The 23748-nt window shown below is 60.0% G+C and carries 15 protein-coding genes and 1 riboswitch; of the genes, 6 read left to right on the top strand and 9 right to left on the bottom strand.

The window, feature by feature from the left end:
• Positions 1-116 precede the first annotated feature (116 nt).
• The 9 genes from KI810_RS16095 to KI810_RS16055 all read right to left on the bottom strand — a co-directional run bounded on the left by KI810_RS16095 (position 117) and on the right by KI810_RS16055 (position 12294).
• On the bottom strand, positions 117-1889 hold the full coding sequence (locus tag KI810_RS16095; RefSeq protein WP_214176589.1) for a peptidyl-prolyl cis-trans isomerase: 1773 nt from the start codon (positions 1887-1889) through the stop codon (positions 117-119).
• Positions 1890-1902: 13 nt separating this feature from the next.
• Positions 1903-3087 (bottom strand): hypothetical protein, encoded by a 1185-nt coding sequence (locus KI810_RS16090; protein WP_214176588.1) that lies wholly within the window; start codon positions 3085-3087, stop codon positions 1903-1905.
• A complete protein-coding gene (locus tag KI810_RS16085) occupies positions 3062-3631 on the bottom strand; it encodes a GNA1162 family protein (protein WP_214176587.1) in 570 nt (189 codons plus the stop codon). Before KI810_RS16085 ends, KI810_RS16090 begins: the two co-directional genes overlap by 26 nt.
• 51 nt (positions 3632-3682) lie before the next feature.
• On the bottom strand, positions 3683-5896 hold the full coding sequence (locus KI810_RS16080) for a discoidin domain-containing protein (protein WP_214176586.1): 2214 nt from the start codon (positions 5894-5896) through the stop codon (positions 3683-3685).
• Between the two features lies 1 nt (position 5897).
• Positions 5898-7295 carry a YncE family protein gene (locus tag KI810_RS16075; RefSeq protein ID WP_214176585.1) on the bottom strand — a complete coding sequence of 466 codons (1398 nt, stop codon included), beginning with the start codon at positions 7293-7295 and terminating at the stop codon, positions 5898-5900.
• Positions 7296-7529: 234 nt separating this feature from the next.
• A complete protein-coding gene (locus KI810_RS16070; RefSeq protein WP_246525767.1) occupies positions 7530-8819 on the bottom strand; it encodes a cytochrome C in 1290 nt (429 codons plus the stop codon).
• Between the two features lie 130 nt (positions 8820-8949).
• Positions 8950-9900: an NHL repeat-containing protein gene (locus tag KI810_RS16065; protein ID WP_214176583.1), complete on the bottom strand. Its 951-nt coding sequence runs from the start codon at positions 9898-9900 to the stop codon at positions 8950-8952.
• A gap of 289 nt (positions 9901-10189) precedes the next feature.
• Positions 10190-11620: a heavy metal sensor histidine kinase gene (locus tag KI810_RS16060; protein ID WP_214176582.1), complete on the bottom strand. Its 1431-nt coding sequence runs from the start codon at positions 11618-11620 to the stop codon at positions 10190-10192.
• The gene (locus KI810_RS16055; RefSeq protein WP_214176581.1) at positions 11617-12294 is read right to left on the bottom strand and encodes a heavy metal response regulator transcription factor; all 678 of its coding nucleotides are present in this window, start codon (positions 12292-12294) and stop codon (positions 11617-11619) included. The genes KI810_RS16060 and KI810_RS16055 overlap by 4 nt, the downstream gene beginning before the upstream one ends.
• Positions 12295-12643: 349 nt before the next feature.
• Between KI810_RS16055 and KI810_RS16050 the strand changes: the two genes are divergently transcribed.
• The 6 genes from KI810_RS16050 to KI810_RS16025 all read left to right on the top strand — a co-directional run bounded on the left by KI810_RS16050 (position 12644) and on the right by KI810_RS16025 (position 23495).
• Positions 12644-13942, top strand: a complete 1299-nt coding sequence (locus tag KI810_RS16050) for a nitrite/sulfite reductase (RefSeq protein WP_214176580.1) — start codon at positions 12644-12646, stop codon at positions 13940-13942.
• 18 nt (positions 13943-13960) lie between these two features.
• Positions 13961-14773, top strand: a complete 813-nt coding sequence (gene thiF / locus KI810_RS16045; RefSeq protein WP_214176579.1) for a sulfur carrier protein ThiS adenylyltransferase ThiF — start codon at positions 13961-13963, stop codon at positions 14771-14773.
• A gap of 547 nt (positions 14774-15320) precedes the next feature.
• Entirely contained in the window at positions 15321-19376 is a 4056-nt protein-coding gene (locus KI810_RS16040) for a carboxypeptidase regulatory-like domain-containing protein (RefSeq protein WP_214176578.1), read from the top strand.
• 229 nt (positions 19377-19605) lie between these two features.
• Positions 19606-19710: riboswitch (SAM riboswitch) on the top strand.
• A gap of 76 nt (positions 19711-19786) precedes the next feature.
• Positions 19787-20929: a trans-sulfuration enzyme family protein gene (locus KI810_RS16035; RefSeq protein WP_214176577.1), complete on the top strand. Its 1143-nt coding sequence runs from the start codon at positions 19787-19789 to the stop codon at positions 20927-20929.
• 1 nt (position 20930) lies between these two features.
• A complete protein-coding gene (locus KI810_RS16030; RefSeq protein ID WP_214176576.1) occupies positions 20931-22067 on the top strand; it encodes a trans-sulfuration enzyme family protein in 1137 nt (378 codons plus the stop codon).
• Between the two features lie 153 nt (positions 22068-22220).
• Positions 22221-23495 carry a hypothetical protein gene (locus KI810_RS16025; RefSeq protein WP_214176575.1) on the top strand — a complete coding sequence of 425 codons (1275 nt, stop codon included), beginning with the start codon at positions 22221-22223 and terminating at the stop codon, positions 23493-23495.
• Positions 23496-23748: the final 253 nt, after the last annotated feature.

Genomic DNA, 23748 nt, shown 5'->3' with positions numbered 1-23748 from the left:
GGGAGAACTCTTTGCCCTCCCCCAGCGGGGGAGCGGTGGGTGGGGGAAGAAACAATATCGATTGTCAGCATGCTCCTTAGTAACTGTGCCGCGGGGAGGCATCCTCCCCGGCAGTTCTAATGTGTATGGTCGGCAACGTAAACCTGCACGCTGTAAGCCTTCTTCAGTTTGTTTCCCCACTCTTCGACCGCCTTGTTCATTTTTTCGCCGAACACCTTCTTGACGATCGTCTTCCGTTCCTCTTCCAGGGGAGACGGCTTGGCGGGAAGGAGATCCACAACCGCCAGCACGTAGAAAAAGCCCTCGGGATCACCATGGAGCCGGAAATCTCCCGCCTTGGCGCCGGTAACCGTCTCCAGCACGGCAGCCGGCAGATTCTTCGTCACCAGCGTGCTCCCGTCGAACTCCAGGAACGTGCTGGTGCTCCTGGTCGCCTGCCCCTCGGCATTGGCCTTCAGCCAGGCGAAATCGGTCCCCTTGCGCAGTTTCTCCAGTGCCGCTTCGGCATACTCCTTTTTCGAAAAGGCAAGGCTCTTCAACTTGATCATCGCCGGTGACGAGAACTCGTCCTTGTGCTCCGTGTAGTAGTCGGCGACTTCCCCTTCGGTGATCTTCACCTCCGGAACGATAACCTTCTCGACGAACCTTCCGAACAGGATCGTACTCTTGTACTCCTTGACGCTGTTCCTGTAGGCGTCGGTCTTGTCGATACCTTCCTTCAGCGCCTCAGTCCTGAACACCCGGTTGTACAGCATCTCGTCCAGGGTCGAGTGTATCCGGTCATTGACCTTCTTTTCACGAATCGCCTGGTCGATGCCGTGGTAGAACTTGACGGCAACGGCATCGGCAAGGTCCCCCACGGTAATCGGTTTCTCCCCCTTGACCCTGGCGACAACCCGCTTGTCCGTCAACAGCTTCTTGAAACCGGGTTTGGGGGCTTCGAAGTTGAGCTTGTCCAGGAGTTTCTTGTCGATAGTGGCGTACCGTTTCTTCATCGCCTGGAAGTACTCCCTGACCATGGCAGCCCGCCTGATTTCGGTCGCCTGCTGCCGCGCCTTCTCCCTGGCTTCGGCGTTGTCCGGATACCCGATCTCCTCAAGCTTGAGGATGGTGAAGGATGGTCCCACCTGAATGACCGGACTGGTCTTCCCCACTTCCATGGCCGACACCGCTGCAACTATCTGGGGAAGAAGACCGGCTGGCTTCATGAAAGCCCCTTCCTTGCTCCCCTCCGCCTTGCCGCTCTCCACGAGCTTGGCAGCCAGTTCGTCGAAGTTCCCCCCCTTGGCAAGTTCCTCAGCCAGCGCCTTGGCGTCCTCCTCCTTTTCGAACTTGACCGATTTTATCTTCCACTCCTTCACTTCCTGCCGGTAGAGCTGTTCGATTACCTTCTCGTCGGGCTTGGCGTCCCGGGCGTGGGCCAGCTTGAGGTGCTCCTTGAGTGTCGTCTCGGCATAATCATCCACCGGCTTCTTGACCTCGGGGGTTTCATCCAGACCCATATTGGTCGCCTCCTGGACGATCAGCCGCACGTTGATGAGGCGGTTCAGCACCGCGGTGAAATTCTTCTTTCCCGTCGACTTCCCCGGCATCGGTCGTTCGTGGACCGAGGCCAGAGCGGTTGTCAGTTCTTCGAGCAGGATCGGGTCGTCGTTGACAACCGCCACGGGAGTACGGGAAAACTGTTTCGAAAAGAGAGGCACCCGGAGGTCAAGAGACACTTCGTCCGCCGCCTCCGTTTCCCCGGCCGGCTGTACCGCCGCGACCCCGGGCTTTGCCTCCCCCGCCACCGCCGCCGGTGGATTCGCCTCCACCGCCGCGAACGCCGGAAGTGCACCGACACTGCTCGTTCCCACTACCATTGCCGCAATTCCGATTATCCGTTTCATTGTTCCCCTTCCTTTAGTTGAACTCGTTGTAGATAAACCCGTCTTTCCCCTCGTCGGAGGGGTCGGGTGTGGAGGCGGACGCTCCCGGAGAGGTCATCCGTTCGACGACCCCCCTGACCATGTTTGACCCGAGAAGATGGGCCGTTCGCTGTTTTCCCAGCTCGAAAAAATGGATGCCGTCATCACCGCTGTTGTGACTTTCGGATGCCAGGACGACCCGCCGGCTCTTGCGGTCGAGCAGCCAGGAGGAGAATGCGACCCGCGGTGTACCCGCACCCCCCTCATAGTCGTCGTACTCCATGACCGTGCCGGTAACGATGAAATCCACGTTCAGCACCTCGAAGAGGACCTCCGCATTGGCAAGGGACAACCCCTCGTCCATGATCAGCCGGAACGCCAGAAACTTCTGCCGGACCACCCCCGGTTCGAGGACCGTCACGTCACCCCGCCGGGCGAGCTCCCTGACGAAGTGGAGGGCGAGTATCTCGCCGGCGTAACTGCGCTGGCTCCGGTTGAAAAACGGGACAACCGCGATCCGGCTCTTTTCACCCAGTGCCAGGTCAGGCGAACGAAAGGATATCCTGGGGCGAAATCTTCCGGCGACCTTCTCCGTGGCAGCCGCATTTCCTTTTCCCGTTACCCCGGCGGCAAGTGAATCGACCAGTCGACCGATGGCGGTTGCTGTCAGCTGCGGGAGGTTTTCGACCAACCCTCTCCCCAACAGCCCGGGGGCATCATCCCCTGCCATGGATACGGCATCGGCCCAGATGATGTCCGGCACTTCGCCGGCTGACACCAGCCTGGCTTCGAGGGAAATCTTGGGGGGATAGGTCGCGTCATACTGCTGGAGCGAGGTGACCAGCACCCCCCCTACCCCCGCCTCTTCATGGAACGCCTGGGCAGTCGTTTCGTCCACTCCGCCGGTGTAGCGGAGCCGGTGTCGCGCCATGAACTTCTCCAACTCTTCTTCCCCCAGTACCGTTATTCCCCGTTTGGCCGCCTCGGCCAGCAATGCCGTGCGTACCTCCCTGAGGGGCACCGCGGACCCGCTCAGGTTGATGATCGGCAGAATCGCAATCCGGGAAGGCACTTTGCCACCGTCATCCGCAGCGGTGGCCGGCGTCCCCGCCGTCAGGCAGAGAAGCCCGGACAGGCAGACCACGACAAGGAAATCAGAAAAGCTTGTTGATGATCTCATTGACCGCTTTCTCGGTAATCTCGTTCATGGGGCGGCCGCCGCCGCCGAACAGGCGGTCGGTAACCCCTATCCCCCCTTCGGTGGCAGTGGCGGTCCAGACAACCCGGCCGGTCTGGGTTTCGACCATCTGCATGCTGAGGGATATGACGTTGGCGGTCGACGTGGACGACCGGACCTCGCCATATTCCCTGACGACGCCGGTGATGAGCGCATCCACCTTCAGAACCCCCCCGAGCTTGACCGCCTCTTCCACCGACGGCGCAGCGGCATTCGCAACACCGGTCCTGATGACCCCCCGGGCGACTTCACCGGGAGGGAGGGCATACACTCCGCCGGTGGCCAGGAGCATGGTGGTGAATACATCCCTGACCCTTTCGGAGGAGGTGTTGTCCCTGGTCAGATTGGCAAAGGGGAGCACCGCGACCGTACGCACCGCACCGAAGTCCATGTTCTGATCGCGGTAGATGTCCAGGTTGCCGGAGGCGCATCCCCCCAAGAACAGAAGGGAAAGACCGATACCGATTGTTGAGAGAAAACGTTTCATTGAATGGTCCTGTCGTGTTTTCGGGGCACAGGGCAACAGCCCGTCCCGCTCCTAGAAATTTATCCTCAGATTTGAACTCACGATACGCACGTCCGTTTGACCGAGCGTAGAATCGGTTTTGAGCAGGGAATACGAACCGTCCAGCGTCACCCGGCTCGTTATCTGCCAGGTGAGACTCGGGGTGATGAGCCTGGTCCGTTCCGAATTCTGCGTCTGTATATTCTGGTTGAAGGCAAAGTTGAACTGGAGCGTCCCGTCGGGGAAGGGGGACCAGTTCACGCCGTAATTCTGGGTCACGTCCGTCGGCCGGTTGGTCTGGGATAGAAAGCCCAGTGCCGAGTAGAGATAGAGGGTGGTGAACGGCCGCCAGGCAACCGACACCTCGCCGCGCTGGGTCGAAAAGCTCTGGGGAGCGGTACCCCCCGACTGGCTGGAACGGTTCAGAGTATAGGTCAGGTTCGCCGTCAGGGTCCTGGTGGGGACGATGCTCATCCCGAACAGGATGTTGGTGCTGTTCGTCCCCACTCCCTGTTCGTTCGTTGCGAGACTCACCCCTCCCCCGAGATTGAGATTGACCCCCCGGTAGATTTCCGCCGTGTTGAACGCATAGAGCGAATTGTTCGTAGAGGTCCCGGCCGGTTTGAAGTCCGTCCGGCCACTGTAGAGCAGGGTATTGCTGACCGTTTTCAGCGGGGTCGCCCGGAGTGAGGCATCATACGCATAGCCGACCGTGTGTCCGTTGACCTCCTCGATATCTTCCCGGGCAACCCTGCCGGTAACGGTCAGCTTGTCGGTCAACGGGTGGTTGACGTTCAATCCGTTGGAAAGGGTATAGCGCAGTGTGGAGGGGATCCCCCCCACCGTCATGAAAAACGAGCCGTTGTAATAGAGGGAGGGCGAGTCCAGGATTCGCGCCTTGACGTCCAGGCTGTACATGTGGGACATGGTCGAGGTCTCCCCGCGGGTTTCGGCCGCCGGCCGGCGCAGGAACGTCTGTAGTTCGGTGACGAAAATCCGGTCCGGATTTCTGAAGGTGGGGACCAGCGTCGCCGCGACCTGGGAGAGAGGACGGGTGACCACCTTGATGTAACGCGTCTTCACCGTATCGAACAGGAGTTCGAAGCGGTTTTCGAAGGGACCGAAGGGGGCGGACGCCAGGGTCCGCCACAGGGTCCAGGTGACGTTGTCGCTGCTGGTGTAAATCTCCCATGAATAGGTGGACGCAATGGCCGCGGGGATTTCCCGGTCGGTCCAGACCATGATGCGGTTGATCTCCGTTTCGGAGAAAAAGTCGACCCCCAGGTTGCGCCGGGTATCTCCCGGAGAAGGAGTCACACCGATATTGACCCCGCCGCTCACGGCGGTGTTGCCGTCGATGAGCGGGGAATTCTGGGGAAGCGTCCCGGCCTGGGGGGTATCATTGAGGGAAAAGAGGCCGAAGGCGGGGAAGAGCTGGAAATCCACAAAACCGTTGCCGCTGGTTGACGTCGAGACGCTCTGGGCGCTCACGTTGTAATTCGTGAAGAGCGACACCCGCTTGTCGAGAAACTGCCCCGAATAGCTCGCCCGCCCCGTGTTGGTCGTCTCCTTGACCTCCAGCTGCTGCAGCCTGTCGGTGACGTCGTTGTAGACGAACTGGTACCTGAGGTCCAGGTCCTTTACCGGCAGGTACCGAAGCGACAGTGCCGCCCGGTCGGTGCTGGTGTCCTGCTGGATCCGCAGGGGGTCGTACCGGTCGGTCCTCGTGAACTGCAGGTCCGTGGTGGGGAGGTCCACCGGCCGCCAGCCGATCAGTATGCGATAATCGTCGTTTATCTGCTTCGTGGTGGGGACACTCGTGGCATGCGTACTCTCTTCCCGGCGGCTGTAGCCGATACCGGCGTTGTACACCGGATTCAGCAGCGCGAGATCGATGGAGGGTTGCCAGGTGGTGAGCGTCGAGTTTTTCCCCGGCCCCTCGATGCTGCTCCGGGAAAACTGCTGCTCGAACAGGCTGCCGGCAGTCAGTCTCACCGCAGGGAGAGGATTTGTGAGCAGCGACAGGTTATACCTCTGGGTATAGCTGTCAACCCGGGTAGTCGAGCCCACCCCCCCCTTTTCCTGGGACGATGAATTCAGCCCGCTGTAATTCCACTCCATGAAACCGTTGATCGTACCCGCCACGGCTATCCTCCCGCTGCCGAAGACAAGGATGGTGACGAGCGTCGCGGCACAGATGAACAGCGGCAACGAATTCCCTGTTTTTCCTGCACGGCGCACCTCCAAATCACCTCTCCCCCACAAGGGCAACCCACGCGGGGTCCTCGTCCAGATCGAGCTCGGCGATGACGTTCTTGCTCACCAGGTTGATGACCTGAACGCTCTTCCGGGAAGGGTTCACCGCATACAGGTTGTTCAGCTCGCCGTCGATGGCCATATGGACGGTCTCCCCGCCGGTCCGGATGAACGTGAGGGGAAGAACCGCCGAGGGCTCGAACAGCTCTATCTCGGGAGACTGGCGCCGCGCTGCGTAGAGCAGCTCCGTCGAACGGTCCACTTTGAGAGCCTGCATCCCCATCCCCACATGGCGCCGGTTCTGGAGCGTCAGGGTGAAAGGGTTGAGGGTGTCCAGATTGGGGCTCTGCCCGTGAATGACGTAGAGCAGGTCGCCGCGGCGGTTGAACTGGCCCCGCGATGGCCCCGGCTCGGTGCCGATGGTGGCAATGAGGGAGCGCTTGCGAACGTCGATGAGCGATATGGTGGAGGTTGCGTCATTGAACACGAATGCCCGGGCTCCCGCCGGGTCCAGGGCGATGGATGACGGACCGTTGCCGACGGTGATCCTGTCCAGTTCCACCAGGGAGGCGGGATCGAGGAAACTGACCGAATTGGAACCTCCGTTCACGGACAGAAGCGTTCCGCCGTCGGAAGAAAGCGCCAGCTCCACCGGCTCGTCACCGCTGTTGAGGCGTATCGTCCCGACGGATGCGTTCGTGGGTATATCGATGACGTCTACGGCGTTGTCGCCGGAGAGGGCGACATACGCCCGGCGGCGCAGCTGGTCGATGACGATGCAGCGCGGCCCACGGCCGGTGGCGATGACCCCCGTCACCTCCAGGGCCTGCCGATCGAAAACGGCGACCGTATTGGCGCTGGAGTTGGCCACATATCCCACCAGCCCGGCAACCGGCTTCCCCGGCACCGTGACGGTGAAGGCGGGAGTGAACGCAAAACCTCTGATAACCGCTTCGTCATACTTGAAACCGATAGAGAGGAACTGCGCCTTCCCGCTGGCGACCGTGAAGAAAGATTCCACCCGCGCCGCCTCCTCGGGAACAAGAAGGGTTGCGTCGCCATCCTCGCCCCGCAGGGTCGCCCGCTTCACGCCGAAGGCCAGACCCGTGTAATTCCCCGGAGGGAGGGTTCCCGAAGCGAGAAAGCGCTGCCGCGTCATCTCGGCCCCCTTGATTTCCACAAGCTTCAAGGGAACGGAAAACCGCGCGCCGTCATCCCTGATGGCTTCCAGTTTTTCCAGGGTGAAACCGAGCCTGCTTGCCTGCTGGGGGAAGGGACGGGTATAGAGATATACCTCTCCCTGATCGCCGAGGACCGGCTTTGCTGCGGGGATATGGAGCATGCATCCCGGGAGAAGCAGCAGGGATGTGATGAGCAACAGGACTTTCAAGGGGAATCCTTTCCAACGGTTACCGACCGTCACCTACCCTACGGTCATGGCACAGTACACTCCCCTCCATGGAAGCGCACTGCCCGATTCTCCCCTCCAGCACATTGCATGGTTCCCTCGCCACACTGGGCGGCGCCGAGGTAACCGGACAACAAAGTCGGAGGTGGCCCGGCAGCGCCGGACCACCTCCGTATCGTCATGAACGACGATGAAGTGACATGTTACACAACCGCATTAATCCTTGGCATGGCACTTGTTGCACAGCGAACGCTGGGCATAGGCAAAGGCAGCCTTGTCGCGGTTGTAGTAGGAGCCCTTCTGCTCAGCCTGGGTTCTGCCGGAAGCGTAGTCTTTCCCTTCCTGGGTCGGGGCGTCGATACCGGGGAAGTCGCCGGCTACGGTCAGGAACTCAGTCTTGTTGTTCCAGCGGGACATGCTGTCCCAACCGGTGGCGTGGGCCCTGTGGCAGGAGAGACACATGACGTTGCTCGTGGCGTCCGGACCGCTTTTGGCAGTTCCGTCGGTTTTGGCATGAAGGACAAGGGCGGCGCGGTCGGCAGTCCCTTCCTCGTACGGTACGAGGGAGCTGTAGGCATTGGCGTTGGTGCCGGTGAGGTCGCCGGATTTCACGTAGGCAGCGTAGTTGGCGAGCACGTTGGTCATGAGAGCAGCATTGCCGGCCGGATGACGGAGGTTGGTCGGGTAGGCATCGTTATGCAGACCCTGGTGGCAGTTGGCGCACCACTCGGACATCCCCTTGCCGTAGGCGACCCTGGTGTCGGTCGTGGTTTCAGCACGGTTGTAGGTGCTGGGAGCGACGGCGATCGGAGGAGCGGCGGTGAAGGGGGACGTGGCGTAGGATTTGGGGGCATAGCCGGCCCCGCCCAGCAGGCGGTAGACGCCGACAGCCTGGTTGGCATCGGGCATGGCGCCGTAGGAACCGGAGTCGCCGATGGGGAGAACCGAGGTACCGGGGGCCGACGTAGCCATGGTGCCGGCGGCATCGATAATGCGGGTCTTGCCGTGGGGATCATGGCAGGACTGGCAGCCGAGGTTTGCCGCAGGGTAGGTGCCGCCTGGGGCGGTGGTCAGGGTAGCATCGGCAACGAGGCCGAAATCGTTCGCCACGACGTTGTGACCATGGCGCTCACCTTTACTGGAGCCGGGGCGGGGAAGTGTCCAGGTGTAATCTTTTTTCAGCCAGCCGAAGTCGCCGCCGGGGGTGAAGTTAGCCGGAGCAGCGCCAGCCGCAGCGGCCGGGTCCAATACCTTGTAGCCGCTCCCAGCAGGTGCCTTTCCGTGGCAGACGAGGCAGGTGGAGCTGTCATCGGAGCCCTGGAGCAGGTAGGCGTTGGTGGTGCCGACAGCCAGGGCGTTTTTCGTCATCTGGGCGCCGCCCTGGGAGTTGTGCATGGTGTGACAGCCGTCGCAGGTGGCGACGCCGCCGTCATGGAAAGCGAGGGCGCTGCCGGAGGCCGCAAGGGTAAGCATTGCTGCGGCTACTACAATCTTCGATGCTTTCATCTGTTTTCCCTTTCGTAATCTCATGGTTTGGTTTCTTCGTTTCGTCAGATCTTTCCATACTGCTGGTTACGTACTTCCCGATGTTGGCCGTTTTCCTTTAACCACCCCCTTTTTGTGTGCCGGTTCAGCGTCACGTCACGGATACGCGGTAGACACTGACTCCCCGACTGCGGCTCTGAGTCACGTATACCCTGCCATCCATCGCTACGATATCCATGGGTGCGATGAAATTGCCCGGTTCGATCCCCCGGTAGCCGAATTCGGTCTTGAACGTGAACTCCCGGTCAAAGACCATGACCACGCAGCGCAGAGTATCCGCTACGTAGATGTACCCCTTGTCATCGGCGGCAATGCCGCCGACTATGTTGAATCTGCCCGGCGTGCTCCCCTTGGTCCCGAAGGTTCTCAGCTTCCCGTCGGGAGAAAGGACGCCGGCGGTAAACGTGGTCGGCACGGTGAAGAGCAGGTTCCCCTGCGAATCGACACTGAACCCCACCATATCGGTCTCCAGCCGTTTCTTTTCCTCCACCTTCAGCAGGGGGGCAAGGTCGTAGCCGGTCTCGAACCGCCCCTCCCCATCGGCCACCGCAACCTTCATCCGTTCCTTGTCGACCAGGTAGATGTGACCGGCCCGGTACACAAGAGTCCGCGGGGAAAACCCCTCGGTGTACGCGGGGGGGAAATCCTTGAGCTCGATGGTCCCCTTTGGGTCGCCTCGGAAATTGGCTCGGGCAAGGGAATACTTTTCACCCTTCAACGTGAGAACCAGCATGTCGCCATGCTCGTCCACGGCGAGGTCGCTGACGTATCCGAGGGAAAGGTCATCGCCGAAGCTGTAGACCTCCATCCCCTGGTCATTGAACACCCTGATGGTGAGATCGGAGGGATTGACGACATAGACTTCATGCTTGACAGGGTCGACACTCAGCTTCACCCAGTTGTAAGGAATCGTGCCGGTTGCATCCGAAAGAGCATAGAGAAAGCTCGCCTTGACCTCTTCCGCTCCGGCAGGCTGAACCGGAACAACAAGAGCAAGGGAAAGCAGGATGAGAAGGATATGTTTTCGTGCGGGAGACGTCATTGTCTGGCGGTTACCTTATCGTTATTTACCGTTAATCTTTTTGTTCGTTATGCACGTTCTTTTCATCCTTATATTGGCAACTGCCGTGCCCGATTCGACCGGCATGTGCCACTGACCCCCTCCTCTTACCGAATACCCGCTGGAATGATTCGCATTTTTACGAAATAAAAAAAGGCCCCGGAATCGGGACCTTGTGGTACAGGAAAAGAAAAGATGATGTTTTTTCGGGATAAAACCGGGGTGGCGGAGAAAAGTGCGGAACATGCCGCACGGCAAGATTACGGCAAGATTACGATTTCGTCATCTTGCGGGAAGGCTGTGCAACAGGGGGAGGGAACCGCAGGGTAAAAGTGGTTCCCCGCTCCAGCTCGCTCGCGACGGTTATCGTGCCGCCATGGAGTTCCATGATCGTCTTGGCGATGGGAAGCACCAGCCCCGGCCACATGGGTGACAACTGCTTGGACCGGCCGTTCCGGTTGAGACGGTCGAATATCCGGGGAAGCTGTTCGGGGGATATGCCGCAGCCGGTGTCGCTTATGCTGATTTCGGCGGAACGGTCTTCCTGCTGGCGTATCGCGACCGTCACCCTCCCCCTCTTCTTGTTATAGACGATGGCATTATGGATAAGATTGCCGAGAGCCCTGCGAAGCAGTTCCCGGTCTGCCGCCAGGAGAGCTTCCCCTGTACATTCGAACGTGATGCCATGCTCTTCGACGAGGGGGCCAAAATATTCCCATATGCCTTCCACGAGTTCACAGACATCCACCTCTTCAGCTTTCAGTTCGATCTCGTTTCTGTCGAACCGGGCGAGGAAGAGGAGACTTTCGATCAGCCGCGTGAGGTGCTGGCATTCCTCGAGTTCCGACTCGATCACCCGCCGGTACTCGTCGGCGCTCCGCGGCCGGGATAGCGCCACTTCCGCCTCCCCCATGAGGATGCTGATGGGGGTCCTCAGTTCATGGGCAAGGTTGGCGCTGTAATTGGAAAGGCTTTCGAATGCATTGTTGAGCCGATCGAGCATGCCGTCGAAAGCCGTCGCCAGCACCTGGAGTTCCTTGGGAAACGTTTCTTTGTAGATACGTTCATCCAGGTTGGATACGGTAATGTTCCGGGCGGTCTCCGTAATCTCCCGGAGAGGCCGCAGGTCCCGGCGCGCGATAAAGATGCCGGCGCCTGCGCAGAGAATGACCCCCACAATCAGCACCGTCAGGAGTTTGTGCCGGTAATCCGCCCGGATTTTTTCCACCTGGGAAATTTCCAGCGCCACCTGCACAAGCCGCTTCTCCCCCGACGCCAGAGGGAACCACGCCGATTTCAGGACGTACAGATTGCCGTCGGCAAACCGCTGCGCCTTCATAGTCCCCTTGAAAGACTCCGCCGTGAAAAGTTCCGGCGGAAGCACCTTTCGTATGGCCGGGGTTTCCAGCAGGACATGTTCACCCTCGTCCAGAACCCTTTCGTAATGACGGATGTATTCGACAGAGGGGTGATCGTACAGGACTTCCTTCTTCAAGGCCTCCTGGTCACCCTTCTGCAGGAGTGCCCCGATAAGCCGGACCTGGGAATCAAGATAGCTGTGATTGCGCCTGTCGAAAGAGCTGACCAGTCCCCAGTACATCAGGACCGTGGAAGCCAGAAGGATCAGGAACGTGAACAGGGAGTAGTGGACCGTCAGCTTGCTGACGAGGGAAAAGCGGGGAAAGATCGGTCTGCTGTTCATGGTTCACGCTCTTCCAGGACATAACCGACCCCCCGGACCGTATGGATCAGCTTCTTTTCGAAGGGGTCGTCAACCTTTGCGCGAAGCCGCCGCATGTGCACGTCAACCACATTGGTGTCGCTCTCGAATTCCATGTTCCAGATCCGCTCGGCGATCCGGACCCTGGTCAGCACCTCCCCCGACCGCTGCATCAGGAGCGAAAGGAGGGCGAATTCCTTGGGGGTGAGGTCAAGCCGCTTTGCTCCGCGCTTGGCGGTGTGGCCGATGGGGTCGAGCTCCAGGTCCCCTACCCGGTAAAGATCCTCGTGCTTGGCAGGGCCGTGGCGAACGACATTCCTGAGGCGGGCGATGAGCTCGGAAAAGGCAAAGGGCTTCACCAGGTAGTCGTCGGCCCCCAGTTCCAGCCCCTTGACCCGGTCCGGCACTGCATCCCGGGCGGTCAGAAAGAGGACCGGGGTCTCTTTTCCCCGCTCCCGGATCTTCTTCAGGACCTGCCACCCGTCAAGGTTGGGGAGCATGACGTCGAGAATGATGGCGTCGAACTCCCGGGTGAGGGCGAGGTTGAGCCCCTCGTCCCCCTCATGGGCGACCTTCACGTTCATCCCGTTTTCGGAAAGCCCCTGCCGCAGGTAGGCGGCGGTTTTCACATCATCTTCAACAACCAGAATGCGCATGGTGCTCCCTTAACCCGGCTTCATCTATATATCAGTATAACAGATTACCATTTAACTAATATATGCAAACGCCGTGCCCCCCGTTTTCCATTTTGCCGTAACCCATACGGGAAGACATGAAAGCTCCCCCCGTGGATGACGCCGTATAAATAACACTTAATTGGTGTGAAATACTATTGCACAAATACCACTTAAATTGTTGACAAACTCGAATTCGTGAATAATTATGGCGTACAGCTTTTCTCCGGAATTGCTGCAGCATCCATAAACCGCCGTAACAAACCTGTTGACAAACGGCAGGCATTGCAGTCTAACTCTAATTCTCACATAACCACGGAAGGGATGCACGATGACGACACACGGCACGGAATACCGGCTTGACGGCATTTACCGGCAACGCCAGGAAGGATACTTCATGCAGCGGGTGAAATTGCCGGCGGGGGCTATTTCCGCCCTGCAGGCGCGCGCCGTTGCGGAGATTGCGGAGCAGTTCGGCCGGGGCCTTGTACACCTGACGGTCCGTGGCAGCATGGAGATCCACTGGATAGGAGAAGGGAACCTTCCCGACGTGAAAAAAGCCCTTGGCCGGGCCGGACTCACCTCCCGTGGCGCCTGCGGCGGTGCGGTCCGCGGCGTCACCTGCAACAGCCAGGGGACGGCAGGTTTCCCGGTCCTGGAAAACCTCGCTCGCCGGCTTCACCGGCATTTCACCGGCAACCCCCGCTTCGAGCGGCTCCCCAAGAAGTTCAAGATCGGGATCGAGGCGGACAGAGGGGGGAAACGGCACCTCATCCAGGATGTGGGACTCGTGCTGGTACGGACAGACCAGGGACAGGGATGGTACGACGTCTGGATCGCCGGCGGACTGGGGCGGGAGCCCCGGGAAGGATTCCTGCTGGCGGAAGGGGTGGCAGAGACGCGCCTCATCCCCCTGATCGAGACTATCCTGCGGGTCTATGCGGCTCACACCCCCCCAGGGAAGCGGCTCAAGCACCTGGTGCGGGAAATAGGCCGAGACGAACTGCTCCGGCGTATCGAGGCGGACCCTTCCGCCCATGAAGAACTCCCTCCCGTCACCGGGCTTCCCGAATCCCTCGTCCCCGGCAGCAGGGATGGAGAAACCATCGAGGTGCCGTTCTTCGCCGGTGAGATACAGAGCGATGACCTCCGGACCCTGGCCGACATCGCCGACACCCGCGCCGGCGGCATGCTCATGGTGACCGGCGCCCAGAACATGGCCGTCACCCTTCCGGCCGGTAGCAACCCCGAGGAATTCCGCAACGAGCTGACACGGGCCGGTTTTACCGCCGACAGAAGGGAAGAGAAGGTAACGTTCCGCATCTGCCCCGGCAGCCACGAATGCATCATGGGGCTCACTCCCACAAGGGACGCGGCACGCAAGGTCGTCGACGCCATGGGGCCCGCAGCGGAGTCGCTTTCCTGGGCCCTCTCCGGCTGCCAGAACTCCTGCAGCCAGCCCCAGCTTGCCGACATCGGCATCGTTTCCTCCCGGCTGGTGGCGGGAGATGACGGCCAGCGCACCCCCCGATTCGATATCTATCGATCCAGGAAAGAGGGGCTGGGGGAAAAGACCGCCGAAGGGCTCGACATGGATGCCCTGCTTGCCGAAGTCAGGCAGCTCGGCTGACAGCTTCCGGAGAGAACCATGCAGATAAAGGTGAACGAACAGCAGGCCGACGTGGCAAAAGGTACACGGGCCGAAACCGTCCGTGACCGGTTCAAGCCGGGGGCCGACCTGATCATCCTGAACGGCTTTCCCGTTCCCCCCGATACCCCGGTCAGCGACGGGGACGAGATGTACCTGATCCGGCGGGGGGAAATCCCACCCCGGGAGGAGCTTGAGCACCTGCTGGTCGCCCGCCACACCCCCCGGGTCTACGAGCGCCTGAAAGGTTCCCGGGTCGGGATCGCCGGCGTGGGGGGGCTCGGCTCCACCGTCGCCGTGGCGCTGGCCCGGGTCGGGGTGGGTGAGCTGGTCATCGCAGACTTCGACGTGGTGGAGCCGTCCAACCTCAACCGGCAGCAGTACTTCGTCGACCAGCTGGGGCGTTACAAGGTGGAAGCCCTCAGCGAAACGCTGCGCCGCATCAACCCCTACGTCACCGTCACCCCCCACCCCGTCCTCCTCGCCCCGGACAACGTCCCGACCGTCTTCGCCGGCTGCAGCGTGGTGGTGGAAGCATTTGACCGGGCGGACATGAAGAGCATGCTGGTGGACTCCGTCATCACGAACATGGCGGACACCATGGTGGTGGCAGCCTCGGGGCTGGCGGGATACGGCCCGAACAACGCCATCACCACCAGGAAGATTTCCCGCCGCCTCTACCTCGTGGGGGATCTCACCTCCGAAGCCCGGCCGGGAAACGGCCTCATGGCCCCCCGCGTCGGCATTGCCGCCTCCCACCAGGCCAACCAGGTGATCAGGATACTGCTGGGAGAGACGGACATCGATCGATAACCTCCGTCCCTGGAAGTCATTCCGGGAGTTGACATACAGTTCATCAGTGTCGGCTAAAACGCCGCGAAATCTGACACAAAAGATTTCACGGCGTTTTTTTGTGAGGAGTCGGATTAACCGGTCGACATCGTCCACCCGACCTTAATCTCTTTTCCACGCACTCTTCATCTACACCTTTGACACCGAAAACTCACTGTCAAAATGATGGCGTCCTGGTGTTTCACCGTTCAGCCAAATAACGTAGTCATAGCACGTAAGATACAAAAAAGTACGTAATTCATCTATCTGTTATTGTTGCTATTTTATACTTCTATCTTAACCTCAACAGAATTTATCCCCCGTTGGAGCACCCACTCCACCGATTATTACAACGCCATATTTTTCGGCACATTCTGGCGGGCAAATTGCATTGATCTTAGAACACTGTTAATGAAATTCACCTTTGCCTGGAAGATTCATCTCCCGGATGAAGAGATGGTGCAATTTCTTGACGCTGCATGGGTAACTTGAGCCCCGGAAATGGCTGGATTTCCATAGGAGGGAGATTATGAAAACACGTTGGAGCTTCTACAAGTTGTTGGTTGCGACGCTATTGCAGCTGTCGGTTCTGGCTGGAACAGCGCTCGCCTACGACATCTCAGGGACCGTCGAGTATGCCGGAGCGAAAACCGGTCGGGTGTTCATCTCTATACCCCAGACGCAGAACGGCACACTCGGCACAAGTGTGGTCTTTGACGGATCGGCTACCTCGGTCCCCTACACCATACGGGGCGTTCCGAACGGCTATTACACGGTCAAGGCGTTTCTGGACCCCACGGGCAAGGGGGTGCTCCATGCCTCCGATCCGACGGGGAGTGTCAGCAACATCCAGGTCAACGGCGATAAGCCTGGCGTAACTATCACCATCACCAACCCGACTTCTTCCCCCTCGCCGGATGCCGCTTTACCCGCAAGCGTGGGCGTTCTGCACGGCAACGGAGCGGATATGGTTCTCTGGCAGGTCTTTCCTGGCAACCAGGGGGGTGGTCCGGTTCCGGCAGATTCCTACAACCTTTACTGGAGCACGGATCCCAATGTCATGGGGACCTATAAGACAAGCGGCGGCAGCAGGAGCAACATTCCGGCCACTGATGACAAAAGCGTCTTTTTTAACGTCAATCTGGCAGGAACCCCCTATAATTACGTCATGACAAGCGTGGTCAACGGCACGGAGAGCACCGGCTTTTCATTTGCCGGAGAGATGCCGGTCGGCGCCGGCAGCACGGTCACCGGCACCGTAGCCCTCAACAGCGGCAATCCTCAGGGCAAGAAGTTATTTGTAGTCCTAGGCTCGGGCGATGGTGGGCCGTCGAATTTTGCCATGGTGACCACCAGCGGCCCCACCCAGTCATTCGCCATCGCCGGCGTGCCGGACGGCGGCTACTGGATTTTCCCGGTATTCGACATGAATGGCAACGGCCTTCTGGATGACGGGGATATCTTCCCCAACGATAATGGCGGAGGGTTTGTGCAGGTGCTCGGAGCCGATATCGACGCCGGCACCATCTCCTTTGGTGCTGCGAATGTTGACCTGATGGTAACGACGAATTACTGGAAAAGCAACGGGATGACCGGCTACAGCCTGAGTTCCGAGTTGTTCAGCGGCATGAGAACTCCCGTCAAAGTCACCTTTACCGGTGGGACCAACATTCCCGACATGGCTGTCGATCTGGGGCTGAACGAATGGGGCGGGTTCCAGAGCTGGACGAACATCCCCTGGACGCCACAGGTGGGGGACTCCTGCACCTTTGAGGTTATTTATGCGGACGATCCTACCGAAACTCCGGAAACGGTTACCGGCTACGTGACGGGTGTTCTTGACAGCCTGCCGACACCCTTGGAGCCGCTGAGCGCTATAGCTTACGGCACGGGGACTCCCACATTCACTTGGGAGGCACCGGCGTCACCTCCACCGGGTGACTATGGCTATTCGCTGGCAGTGTGGGGAAGCAATGGCAACAACTTCTGGTGGTATCCGGACAATGACCTGCCTGCCTCCCAGACGTCCGCTGAATACAACTTTGACGGCCGCGCTTCCCAGCCCGCCCTGACCGACGGGCAGACCTACCAGTGGCGCATTGCGGCGTTCGATCAATACGGCAACAGCGCTTCCACTGAGTCTGCATTCACCTATGCGGGCGCCATCTCCGGAGCGGTGCTGGATGATTATGACAATGGAATTCAGAATGTCCATGTCAATGCCTGCAAGTACGACAGCATCAGCGGCAATTGCGACTGGGGTTTTTCTTACGGCACGAACACCGACGAGAACGGCAACTATCTCCTCGTCGGCCTGCCCGACGGAGAATACAAGGTCCAGTTCAACGGTGCAGACGCGGGATTCATCAGTGGCTGGTATGACGGTGCGTCCGACGTAAATTCGGCCCTGCCGGTAGCGGTGAGCAAGGGGAATGAGACGTGGGGCATCGATGTGTGGCTGACCCAGGGTGGTAGCATATCCGGCCAAGTGACAAACGGTACTACGGGCATCCAGGGTGTCAATGTCCAGGTTTGCCAGTTCGACAGCATTTCCGGCAATTGCAACTGGGGCTTTAACGGAGTAAACACCGACGCGGACGGCACCTATACCGTTGGCGGCCTGCCGGCGGGAGAGTACAAGGTCCAGTTCAATGGTTCATACCTGGGCTATATGAATGTATGGTACGACAATACGACCGACATGAACGCGGCCACTCCGCAAACGGTATACGAGGGGATGGATACCGGGGGTATCGACGCGGTTCTGACCGCCGGGGGGAGCATTTCCGGCACGGTTACGAACGGTACGACGGGACTCCAGAATGTCCATGTCCAGGTCTGCCGGCATGACAGCGTTTCCGGCTATTGCACATGGGGCTTCAACTCGGTCAACACCGGCGCGGATGGCACCTACAACCTCGGCGGTCTGCCGGCGGGACAATACAAGGTCCAGTTCTACGGCTCGGACATGGGCTATATCAATGAATGGTACAACGATACGACCGACATGAACGCGGCAGTACCGCAGACGGTGTCTGCGGGCGCGACAGTCACCAATATCAATGCAGTGCTGGTCCAGGGAGGTGGAATCTCCGGTCGGGTAACCAACGGAACGACCGGGCTGGCGAATATCGGTGTTACTGTTTATGTCAGTAACAATTACCTCTCTCAGGTCGCCTGGGCACAAACGGATCCGAACGGCAATTACATGGTTCAGGGTCTTGCCACCGGCACGTATAAAGTCCAGTTCAATGCGGGCCCGACGGGTTATGCGAGCAGGTGGTACAACAACAAGGCCGATTTCAATTCAGCCCAGTCCGTTGCGGTGACCGCTCCGGGGACGACATCGCTTTCCGACGCGGTCCTCGTTCCGGCAGTCTACTACACCATAACGACTACAGCGGGGATAAACGGTTCGCTCAACCCGGGCGGGAATGTCCAGGTATTGAGCGGCGACAGCCAGGCATTCTCTGTCACGGTGTATTCCCCGCATGTCCTTGATTCGGTGGGCGGCACCTGCGGAGGAACGCTGGTCGACTCCACGTACACGACCAATCCGATCACGCAGGACTGCTCGGTGGAGTTGGTGACCAAGCTCCCCAGCTACCTGCTGACGGTCAATACCGCCGGCACCGGCAGCGGGTCGGTGACGGGGGCGGGAACCTATCCCCATGGAGAATTGGCCAATGTCACGGCTACGCCAACCGATGCGAATTCAACCTTTGCCGGCTGGAGCGGGGATTGTACCGGCACCGAAACAGCCGCGTCAGTCTACATGAATGGCCCGAAGACCTGTACGGCCACATTCAACGCAGTTGTACAGTACCCGCCAGCCAAGATCGGCGTTTTCAGTGACGGCTACTGGTACCTCGATGCAAACCAGAGCTGGGCATGGGATGGTGCCCCCACGGATAGCCTCGGCATTTTCGGGCTTGGCATTGCCGGAGCGATCCCCGTGGCGGGAGACTGGAACAACGACGGCAAGACCGAGATCGGGGTATTCATTGACGGCATCTGGTACCTGGACATGAACGGCAACGGCCAGTGGGACGGCGAAGAGACCGATGTGAGGGGCGTGTTCGGTATCGGGGTACCCAATGCCAAACCGGTGATAGGAGACTGGAACGGTGACGGCAAGACCAAGATCGGTATTTATGCGGACGGCATCTGGTATCTGGACGTGAACCAGAGCTGGGCCTGGGACGGCGAAGGGATTGATGTCATGGGCGTGTTCGGTATCGGACTTCCCAATGCCAAACCCGTTACGGGCGACTGGAACGGTGATGGCTTTACCGAGATCGGTATTTACAGTGAAGGCAACTGGTATCTGGACAAGAACAGAAACTGGGCCTGGGACGGCGTTCCCATCGACACCTATGGCGTCTTCGGCGCTGGACTGCCGAACGTGGTTCCGGTAACCGGCGACTGGAACGGCGATGGCACCACCAAGATCGGCGTCTACAGTGAAGGGAACTGGTATCTGGACAAGAGCAACAGCTGGGCCTGGGAAGGTGAGCCAACTGACACCTATGGCGCTTTTGGTATGGGCCTGCTGAATGTCGTACCGGTAGTCGGGAACTGGTAAGTGAAACAATGACTGCCTTAAAGGGCTTGGCGATTGCCAAGCCCTTTTTTTGCGCCGTGCTGACCAGAATCGGGGATGGTCATGCAGGATATCTTGACTTGAACGACCTCAGAATTATCCCCTCGTTTTCGGTGTACAGAAAAACAGTTGCCGACATAAATAGTCAAAAATTAATTTGACATTGTCACCTACGTTTAGTAAAGTTCACACAACAATTGAATAGCAGTATTTCTTATCTAGAGCGACCGAGGGACAGGCCCGGTGACGTCGCGGCAACCTCCCGTCAGGGAAGGTGCCAATTCCTGCGGAACCGAGAGGTTTCGGGAGATAAGGGAGCGCGGATCACTTGCTTGATGCCAAGAATCCCCTTCCGGCCCCCGGAAGGGGATTTTTTATATGGAGGTGGCACCATGAAGATCGCAACTGAGACAGCACACATAGGCCTTGAGTGGGACACGCGGACCGGCGCGGTCACTGTCCCCATCTACCAGACCGCCACCTTTCGCCACCCGGGGCTTGGCCAGAGCACCGGCTACGACTACAGTCGCTCCGGCAACCCCACCCGCCAGGCGCTTGAAGAAGGGATCGCCCGCCTGGAAGGTGGCGCACGGGGGTTCGCCTACGCCTCGGGAATGGCAGCCATCACCAACCTCCTCTTCCTCTTCCAGCGGGGTGACCATCTGGTGGTGACGGAAGACCTGTACGGCGGCACCTACCGCCTCTTCGAGAAGATATTCCCCCAGTACGGCCTGGAGTTCACTTACGTGGACACCACCGACCTGGAGGCAGTGAAAGAGGCCATCCGCCCCACAACCCGCGCCCTCTTCGTGGAGTCCCTCACCAATCCGCTCCTGAAAGTGGCGGATATCGGCGCCCTGTCTGCCATCTGCCGGGAACGGGGACTGCTCTGCATCGTGGACAATACCTTCCTCACCCCGTACCTGCTCCGCTCCTTCGACTTGGGGGCTGACATCACCATCTACAGCGGGAGCAAGTATCTGGCAGGGCACAACGACACGGTCTGCGGCCTGGTTGCCGTGAAGGATCCGGTCTTGGCGGAAAAGGTCTACTTCCACCAGAACTCGGCAGGGGCCATCCTCGGTCCCCAGGACTCCTGGCTCACCATCCGGGGGATGAAGACCCTGTCGGTGCGCCTCGACCGGCAGCAGGAGAACGCCGGCAAGATCGCCGACTGGCTGCGCAATCACCCCCTGGTCCAAAAGGTTTACTATCCGGGCTTTGCGGAACACCCCGGCCACGATATTCTGAAGCGGGACGGCAAGGGGTTCGGCGCCATGATCTCCTTCGAGGTGAAGGAGCCGGCCATGGTGGAGCGGTTGCTTCTCCGGACGAAGCTGATATCCTTTGCCGAGAGCCTGGGGGGGGTGGAGACGCTCATGACGTTTCCCGTCGTCCAGACCCACGCCGACATCGAGCCGGAAAAACGGCTGAAATTAGGCATCAACGACCTCCTTCTCCGCCTGTCGGTGGGGATTGAAGACGCGCAGGACCTGATCGACGACCTCGACCAGGCATTTTCATCGGAGGGATGACATGAAGTTCGCAACCCAGCTGATCCACGGCGGCCAGACCATTGACCCGGCAACGGGCTCCCTGAGCCTCCCCATCTACCAGACCTCGACCTTCGCCCAGGAGTCGGTGGACCATTTCGGCAAGTACGACTACGCCCGCTCCGGCAACCCGACGCGGGACGCACTGGAAGAGGCGGTCGCCCGGCTGGAGGGGGGAACCCGCGGCTTCGCCTTCGCCTCGGGGATGGCGGCCATCTCCTCCACCTTCATGCTGTTCGCCCCCGGCGACCACCTGGTGGTCTGCGAGGATGTCTACGGCGGCACCTTCCGGGTCCTGACCAGACTCTTCAGTCAGTGGGGCCTGGAGGTCACCTTCGTGGATGCCACGGACACGAACGCCATCGCCACGGCCATCCGGCCGAAGACGCGGGCGCTCTACCTGGAGACCCCCTCCAATCCCCTCCTGAAGATCACCGACCTGAAGGAGGCGGCCGCCCTGGCCAGGGAGCACGACATCCTCACCATCGTCGACAACACCTTCATGACCCCCTACCTGCAGCGCCCGCTGGAACTGGGGTGCGACATCGTGCTCCACAGCGGCACCAAGTTCCTCAACGGCCACAGTGATGTCATCTGCGGCTTTGCGGTGGTCGCCGATCCCGATCTGGCCAAACAACTCGGCTTCATCCAGAACGCCTTCGGCGCCATTCTCGGCCCCCAGGACTGCTGGCTGGTGCTGCGCGGCCTCAAGACCCTGAAGGTCCGAATGGAGGAGAGCCAGACCACCGCCCGCAAGGTCGCCCGGTGGCTCGCGGAGCAGTCCCAGGTCTCCCGCGTCCTCTACCCCGGCCTGCCGTCCCATCCGGGATACGCCATCCACAGCCGCCAGGCGGACGGTCCCGGCGCGGTCCTCTCCTTTGAGCTGGCAAGCTACGAGCTGACGAAAAGGCTGCTGGAACAGGTGGAACTGGCCGCCTTCGCCGTGAGCCTCGGCGGTGTGGAGAGCATCCTATCCTACCCGGCAAAGATGTCCCACGCGGCCATGCCCGCGGCGGAGCGGGCGGCGCGGGGCATCAGCGACACCCTGGTTCGGCTGTCCGTGGGTCTCGAGGATGCGGACGACCTGATCGCCGACCTGAAAAGGGTACTGACGCCTTAAACCGGAATTTCGGCATTGTCCCCCCGTTCCGCTGCTGCTACAATTCCTGGGAAACAAATCCTGCAAGAGGTGATTGCGCCGTGAAGCGAATGTGCCCGAGCGAAACGGTGCGCTCACCCCGTGCGGAATGACATAGCACACCGGGGAGCGACCATGCCGATTACCGTATTCGATACCTTGCGGGGTAACATCAGCTCCTTTCTCGGCGGAGCCGAGGTGGACCTCGTCGCCGGCGGAGAGGACAGCGGTGCGGCAGGGACCGCCATTCGCGTCATTTCCTCCATCGAGGACCGCCCCTACACCTTCATCGCCAGGCGGACACCCCTCCCCTTCACCCGCACGGAAGAGGCCTTCTGCCGGGAGCTTCTCACCGCCTTCGCAGCGCTCTATACCGGTTTCCGCCAGGAAGGATACGCGGCCCATTTCCGGACCGCGCTCCTCGCTTCCATCATGGACATCACGGTGGCGCGCTTTCTCCGGGGGGACCACCGGAAAGGGTTCTGGCCGATCCAGCAGCTCATCCAGCTTCTGAAAAATCTCTCCTACCAGCAGTACGAGGGGAAACCGGCCACCACCGGCTTCCTCGTCCATCGCACCACCCTTCCCGAACTCCGCAGGCTGATACGTTACCGGAAGCATACGCTCTTCCCTCTCAAGCCGTATCAGCCCATCACCCCCACCTTCTTCGACAACCCCCTCGCCTACCGCTTCATCGACGGCGACAACCTGTTTTTCGTCGCCAACATCCAGATGCAGGTGACCGGCATCATCAGGACCAGCAACGCCGAAACCCACAACGATGTGGAGCGCCTGACAAACCGGGAAATCTTCTCCCTCGTCAGGAACACCGGCACGGGAGCCTTTGCGGTAATCGTCAACGATTCCTCAGAAATCGAGGTAATGGCCAGTCCCGACAAGCTCCTTGTGCGGCGCAAGGGAGTCTGGGCCATCTTCGACCCGGACATCATCCGCTCCTTCCTCGCCGGCAGTATCGACGACGAGGCGGCGGACGATCTGCTCTGGACGGTCTACGCCCTCTCCAAGATCCGGCATGGCACGGTCATCCTCATCTACGACCGCGGCTCCCGACAGCTGGCCACCCTGAAAAAAGGGTCCGTCGGCGGAGATGACCCCATCGGCCGGCTCCTCACCAGCCGGGTGAAGGGGAGATCCATCGGCGATCTGAAGCATTCGGGAACCCTGCTCCGCATCCTCTCCTCCGATGGAATGACGGTCTTCAGCCGGAACGGCAGACTCCTGGAAACCGGCTTCATCATCGACACCTCCCATGCCCGGGAGGTAGTCACCGGCGGGGGGCGGACCACGGCCGCCAGTGCGGCATCCTTTTTCGGCAAGGTGATCAAGGTGTCGCAGGATGGGCCGATCGAACTGTACCAGGACGGCAGCCAGGTCTACCGCTTCGGATAACCACGAAAAGCCCGCACCAGCGGGCTTTTTCATTTCAGTCCTGAATCAGTGGGGGGTGAGTGCCCCGTGGAGCGAATGTACCCGAGGGCCAGCCGCTGTATGGCTCATTCCGCGCCTGCTTGTTCCCCTCACCCGGACTTCGTCCACCCTCTCCCCAAGGGAGAGGGTTTTTTGATTGGCTCTAGACCATCAGAAATCATCTGATAGGCTAGAAGCATGTTTGAAAACAGTAAGTTATCACGATTTAAAGTTG

It is taken from the genome of Geomobilimonas luticola, assembly GCF_018476905.1.
Taxonomy (GTDB): domain Bacteria; phylum Desulfobacterota; class Desulfuromonadia; order Geobacterales; family Geobacteraceae; genus Geomobilimonas; species Geomobilimonas luticola.
This window is presented reverse-complemented; position numbering and strand designations above follow the sequence as displayed.